This window comes from Pseudomonas sp. (genome assembly GCF_049645325.1).
Taxonomy (GTDB): domain Bacteria; phylum Pseudomonadota; class Gammaproteobacteria; order Pseudomonadales; family Pseudomonadaceae; genus Aquipseudomonas.
In genome coordinates this window covers 1-5,866 of record NZ_JBARTQ010000007.1, presented here as the reverse complement: position 1 = coordinate 5,866, position 5,866 = coordinate 1, and the positions used below count along the sequence as shown (strand labels likewise).

5 protein-coding genes are annotated in these 5,866 nt (G+C 60.2%); all 5 read left to right on the top strand.

Annotated elements, in window-relative coordinates; translation table 11 throughout:
- Positions 1-295: 295 nt before the first annotated feature.
- The 5 genes from prfB to WBB95_RS00200 all read left to right on the top strand — a co-directional run bounded on the left by prfB (position 296) and on the right by WBB95_RS00200 (position 5,783).
- A protein-coding gene (gene prfB, locus WBB95_RS00220) for a peptide chain release factor 2 (protein WP_424485759.1) occupies positions 296-1,391 on the top strand; the annotation gives its coding sequence in 2 pieces (ribosomal slippage) (positions 296-367 and positions 369-1,391; 1,095 coding nt in all).
- Between the two features lie 70 nt (positions 1,392-1,461).
- Complete coding sequence (gene lysS / locus WBB95_RS00215; protein WP_424485758.1) at positions 1,462-2,964, top strand: lysine--tRNA ligase; 1,503 nt, start codon at positions 1,462-1,464, stop codon at positions 2,962-2,964.
- Between the two features lie 193 nt (positions 2,965-3,157).
- Positions 3,158-3,874 (top strand): TetR/AcrR family transcriptional regulator, encoded by a 717-nt coding sequence (locus tag WBB95_RS00210; RefSeq protein ID WP_424485757.1) that lies wholly within the window; start codon positions 3,158-3,160, stop codon positions 3,872-3,874.
- A 49-nt stretch (positions 3,875-3,923) separates the two neighbouring features.
- Positions 3,924-4,484: a hypothetical protein gene (locus tag WBB95_RS00205; RefSeq protein ID WP_424485756.1), complete on the top strand. Its 561-nt coding sequence runs from the start codon at positions 3,924-3,926 to the stop codon at positions 4,482-4,484.
- Positions 4,485-4,505: 21 nt separating this feature from the next.
- The gene (locus WBB95_RS00200; protein ID WP_424485755.1) at positions 4,506-5,783 is read left to right on the top strand and encodes a flavohemoglobin expression-modulating QEGLA motif protein; all 1,278 of its coding nucleotides are present in this window, start codon (positions 4,506-4,508) and stop codon (positions 5,781-5,783) included.
- The last annotated feature ends 83 nt before the right edge of the window (positions 5,784-5,866 follow it).

Below are 5,866 nucleotides of genomic sequence, written 5' to 3'. Positions count from 1 at the left end.
GCGCCATGGATGGCGCGTGGCGGCGGACCACGCTCCAAAGCCTGCGTGAGGGCACCCCGAGCCGGAGGCGAGGTGCCGAGTGGTGGGGCAAGAGCGCTTTGGTTACTTTCGCGCTTTTCGAAAGTGACCCGCCGTAAGGGCGGAACCATAAGCAGCCATAACCGCAAAAATGGATATGTACCCCATCCCCCAGATCCCCCATATCCAAGCCTTTTCGCCAAGCGGGCTGCCGTTCCACCCGGTTTGTCGTTATACTCGTCGGCTTTCAAAAGTTCGCCAACGAGTGCTGCCCGCCATGGAAATCAACCCGATCCTTAACACCATCAAGGACCTGTCCGAGCGCTCCGAAACTATTCGGGGGTATCTTTGACTACGATCAAAAGCATGAGCGTCTGACCGAAGTCAATCGCGAGCTTGAAGATCCGGCTGTCTGGAACAAACCTGAATACGCCCAGGAACTGGGCCGCGAGCGCTCTGCGCTGGCGCAGATCGTCGACACCCTCGACGAATTGAACACCGGTCTGGGCGATTGCCGCGACCTGCTGGACATGGCTGTCGAAGAAGATGACGAAGGCGCAGTGGGCGATGTCGTCGCCGAACTGGCCCGGCTTGAGGAAAACCTCGCCAAGCTTGAATTCCGTCGCATGTTCAGCCACGAAATGGACCCGAACAACGCCTACCTGGATATCCAGGCCGGTTCCGGCGGCACCGAAGCCCAGGACTGGGCCAACATTCTGCTGCGCATGTACCTGCGCTGGGCCGACAAACGCGGTTTCGACGCGACCATCATGGAGCTGTCGGCCGGTGAAGTCGCGGGCATCAAGGGCGCGACCGTGCACATCAAGGGCGAATACGCCTTTGGCTGGCTGCGTACCGAAATCGGCGTGCACCGTCTGGTGCGCAAGAGCCCGTTCGACTCCGGCAACCGTCGCCATACCTCGTTCTCGGCAGTGTTCGTTTCGCCAGAGATCGACGACAAGGTCGAAATCGAGATCAACCCGGCCGACCTGCGCATCGACACCTACCGCTCCTCCGGTGCCGGTGGTCAGCACGTAAACACCACCGACTCGGCCGTACGTATTACCCACGTACCGACCAACACCGTGGTCAGCTGCCAGAACGAACGTTCCCAGCACGCGAACAAGGACACCGCCATGAAAATGCTGCGGGCCAAGTTGTACGAGCAGGAAATGCAGAAGCGCAACGCCGCTTCCCAGGCGCTGGAAGACACCAAGTCGGACATCGGCTGGGGTCACCAGATCCGTTCTTATGTGCTTGATGCGTCGCGGATCAAGGATCTGCGCACTAACATCGAACGCAGCGACTGCGACAAGGTACTCGACGGTGATATCGACGAATACCTGGAAGCCAGCCTGAAATCGGGGCTGTAAACCGTCAGCCCGACCTTAAGTCCCCCACCACCGGTGGGGGCAACGAACCTGTGATGGAATTTCAAAAGACATGAGCGACCAACAACTCGACCCGCAAGCCCTGCAACAGGAAGAAAACTCCCTGATCGCCCTGCGCAAGGAAAAGCTTGCTGCCGAGCGCGCCAAGGGCAATGCCTTCCCGAACGACTTCCGTCGCGAAAACTACTGCGAAGATCTGCAGAAGAAGTACGCCGACAAGACCAAGGAAGAGCTGGCAGAGGCTGCAATCCCGGTCAAGGTTGCCGGTCGCATCATGCTCAACCGTGGTTCGTTCATGGTGATCCAGGACATGACCGGTCGCATCCAGGTCTACGTCAACCGTAAAACCCTGTCCGAAGAAACCCTGGCCTCGGTGAAAACCTGGGACATGGGCGACATCATTGCCGCCGAAGGCACCCTGGCGCGTTCCGGCAAGGGCGACCTGTACGTTGAAATGACCAACGTGCGCCTGCTGACCAAGTCGCTGCGCCCACTGCCGGACAAGCACCACGGCCTGACCGACACCGAACAGCGCTACCGCCAGCGTTACGTTGACCTGATCGTCAACGAAGAGGTGCGCCAGACCTTCCGCGTGCGTTCGCAGGTTATCGCGCACATCCGCAGCTTCCTGATGGCCCGCGACTTCCTCGAAGTCGAAACGCCGATGCTGCAAACCATTCCCGGTGGTGCCGCAGCCAAGCCGTTCGAAACCCACCATAACGCGCTGGACCTGGAAATGTTCCTGCGCATTGCGCCGGAGCTGTACCTCAAGCGGCTGGTGGTTGGCGGCTTTGAGAAAGTGTTCGAGATCAACCGCAACTTCCGTAACGAAGGCGTTTCGACGCGTCACAACCCTGAATTCACCATGTTGGAGTTCTACCAGGCGTACGCCGACTACGAAGACAACATGGACCTGACCGAAGAACTGTTCCGCGAACTGGCGCAGCTGGTTCTGGGCAGCACCGATGTGCCGTACGGCGACAAGGTGTTCCACTTCGGCGAGCCGTTTGTGCGCCTGTCGGTGTTCGACTCGATCCTCAAGTACAACCCTGAGCTGACCGCAGACGACCTGACCGACATCGACAAGGCCCGCGCCATCGCCAAGAAAGCCGGCGCCAAGGTGCTGGGCTTCGAAGGCCTGGGCAAACTGCAGGTGATGATTTTCGAAGAGCTGGTTGAGCACAAGCTGGAACAGCCACACTTCATTACCCAGTACCCGTTCGAAGTGTCGCCGCTGGCCCGTCGCAACGATGACAACCCGAACGTCACCGACCGTTTCGAGCTGTTCATCGGTGGCCGCGAAATCGCGAACGCCTACTCCGAGCTGAACGACGCGGAAGACCAGGCCGAGCGCTTCATGGCTCAGGTGGCCGACAAGGACGCCGGCGACGACGAAGCCATGCACTACGACGCCGACTTCGTGCGCGCCCTGGAGTACGGCATGCCGCCAACTGCCGGTGAAGGTATCGGCATCGACCGGTTGGTGATGTTGTTGACCAACTCGCCGTCGATCCGCGACGTAATCTTGTTCCCGCACATGCGGCCACAAGCGTAACCGTAGCGAAATCCGAAGCCGCCTTTTATAAGGCGGCTTTTTTATGTGGACTCATCAGCCGTCAACAGAACGGCGCCAGGTGATCGTTCCCACGTCGAGGCGTCGAGCCGCCCGCGTGAGATGATCGTTCCCGCGCTCTGCGTGGGAATGCAGCCCGTGACGCTCCGCGTCGCCTATTAAAGGAAGATCTGTCGTGAACCGCGTAATGGCTCAAGAAGGCGCCGCCGGCATTGCTGCTGCCGTGGCTGAAAGCGTCCAGTACCAGGGCCGTAAGGCCAGTCGCCGGGGCAGCGAGCAACGCAGGCAAGACATTCTCGATGCGGCCATGCGCATCGTCGTGCGTGACGGCGTACGGGGCGTGCGCCATCGTGCGGTGGCCGCCGAGGCCGGGGTGCCGTTGTCGGCCACGACTTACTACTTCAAGGATATCGACGACCTGCTCACCGATACCTTCGCTCAATACGTCGAACGCAGCGCCGCCTTCATGGGCAAGCTGTGGGTACGCAACGAAGGCCTGCTGCGCGAGATGGTCGCCTACGGCGATGGCAGCCCGCAGTCGCGCTCGCAATTGGCCGACGACATCGCGCGGCTGACCGCCGACTACGTGCTGCGCCAACTGACCAACCGGCGTGAGCATTTGATGGCCGAACGCGCCTTTCATCAGGAGGCCTTGCTCAACCCGCGCCTGGCAGAACTGGTGCGTTCCCATCAGCAGATCCTGTTGCAAGGCACCGGGCAGTTTTTCCAGGTATTGGGTTCCCGCGAGCCGCAACAGGATGCCAAGGTGTTGACGGCGATTATCAGTCGGATGGAATATCAGGGCCTGCTTGGCGGCCTAGAGCCTCTGACCGGTGAAGAGATGCTTGAAATCCTCAAGCGTTACATGCATTTGGTGTTGGCCTCGGTCTAGCCGTGGATTGGATCTGCTTTGGGTGGGAGCCGGCTTGATGGGGTATTTGATGAAAGCCTGGCGTGTCGCGCTAATCGCCTTGTCGTTGCTGTTGCTCAGCGGGTGCCTGGTGACCTTCAAGGACCCGCTGCCGGCCCGCGAAGCCGCGCCCGACGCGTTGATAGGCCACTGGTCGAGCAAGAATGCCTGGGGTGAACCGCTCAACCTGCAGATCACCCGCGCCGGTGAGCACCGCTATAAGGCCGTGAGCTACCCTAAAGCCAAGCCGGGCCAGCGCGATGAATACCTGTTTACAGTCTCGCGCCATGGCAACCGCTGGTACCTGTCGGCACCGTTGCCGGAAAAACTTGGCGGGCATTTCATCCTCGCCGGGTTCGATTTTGAAGGCGAGGGCGACGCAAAGCGCGAATTGGTGGTCTACAACCTCGACCTTGAGCAGGTCCATCAGGCGATTGGCCAACAGGCGCTGCACGGCAACACCGTGGAAACCGTCGAGGGCGACGGCGTGCTGATCGACAGTTCCATGGACCAGGTCTTCGCCTACCTGGATGACCCGGCCAATGCCGATGTGTTCGTTGAAGCCGTGCGCTACCAGCGCGCGGGCCAATAACGTTTAAAGAGGAAGCACCGGGTGGACGATTACCAGCAGACGATACGCACCTTGTCCGATCGCATTGTGCTGGCGCAAACACCGATTCGCGTGCTCGACGCCGTGAAGTGGGACGAGAATATTCGCCAGGGATTCCTCAAGGCCAAGGGCAAGGAAATGCCTGCCGTTAGCCGCGATTACTACCTCAACCGGCCGCTGTCATTTGACTCCAGCGCGGTGAAGCTGGAATTCCAGAACATCGAGCGCGACATCACCCGGCGCCTCGGGCAGTTCAGCCCGGTCGGCCAGATCATGCGCCGCATGTGCCGGGAATACCGCATGGTGGTGCGCATGCTCGAAGCGCGCGGCACCGAGGATTTCGGCCTGATCTCCCAGGAACTCTACGGCGCCGCCTCCGATGCGTTTCACGCGGGCGACCCGACCTTGGCAGACCTGGGCATGATGATGTCCGATTACTTGAACCAAATCGACGGCCGCGGCGACCTCAAGGATGAAGCCAAGACCCTGACCGCCAAAGACGCCGTCGCCCTGCTGCAAACCCGTCTGAACAAGGTGTTTGGCGAGGCTGAAGAAACCATCCGCGTGTTCGAGTCCGACGGTATCGTCGCCGACGCGGCGGCGGGCGCCGACTACATCAAGATCCGCGCCGACGCGATGTTCAACGACCGCGACGTGCGCGCCCTGGAAGTGCATGAAGGCCTGGTGCACGTCGGCACCACGCTCAACGGCCAGAACCAGCCGATCTGCACCTTCCTCTCCAAAGGCCCGCCGTCGTCCACTGTGACCCAGGAAGGCCTCGCGATTCTGATGGAGATCATCACGTTCGCCTCTTACCCAAGCCGCCTGCGCAAGTTGACCAACCGCACGCGCGCCATCCACATGGTGGAGGAGGGCGCCGACTTCCTGCAGGTGTTCGAGTTCTTCCGCGAGCAAGGCTTTGAAATGGCCGAAAGCTACGGCAACGCCAGTCGGGTTTTCCGTGGGTCGACGCCGACCGGTCTGCCGTTTACCAAGGATTTGTCCTACCTCAAGGGCTTTATCATGGTCTACAACTACATCCAGCTGGCGGTACGCAAAGGCAAGCTGGAACAAGTGCCGCTGCTGTTCTGCGGCAAGACCACCCTGGAAGACATGCGCACCTTGCGCCAATTGGTCGACGAAGGCCTGGTGGTGCCGCCCAAGTATTTGCCGGAACAGTTCCGCGACATGAACGCATTGGCGGCGTGGATGTGTTTCTCCAACTTCCTCAACCACCTGAGCCTGGACCGGATCGAGGCGGATTACTCGAATATCCTTTAGAGATTCTCCCTGACAAAATCGAGTCAAAAATGTGGGAGCTGGCTTGCCTGCGATAGCGGTGTATCAGTCACCGTCGTTTTAAC